This is a genomic window from Mesorhizobium sp. M2E.F.Ca.ET.209.01.1.1, assembly GCF_004010375.2.
Lineage (GTDB): Bacteria > Pseudomonadota > Alphaproteobacteria > Rhizobiales > Rhizobiaceae > Mesorhizobium.
In genome coordinates, this window is the sequence record NZ_SADP02000887.1 from 1 (window position 1) to 312 (window position 312).

The 312-nt window shown below is 62.5% G+C and carries 1 protein-coding gene; it reads left to right on the top strand.

The genetic code is table 11. The annotated features are described in order from the left end of the window. The coding region (locus EN852_RS38340) for a SpoVR family protein (RefSeq protein WP_189546597.1) at nt 1–312 on the top strand (312 nt) is incomplete at both ends.

Below are 312 nucleotides of genomic sequence, written 5' to 3' on the forward strand. Positions count from 1 at the left end.
CCTTCATCCACCAGTATCTCAGCCCCGCGCTGATCCGAAAATGGCGGCTCTTCGTGCTGGCCGACGGCGCCGACGAGCCGCATTACCAGGTCGCATCGATCCACAATGAGCGCGGCTATCGCAAGATACGTTCCGCGCTGGCTCACAGCTATGAGATTGGCGCGAAAAGGCCCGACATCGAGGTGGTGGACGTCGACCTCCTGGGTGATCGGCACCTGAGGCTGCAGCACAATGTCAAGAACGGCATCCTGCTCGACGGCGAAAGCCGCGACGCGACGCTGCGTCACATCAGGCGCCTCTGGGGCTATGACG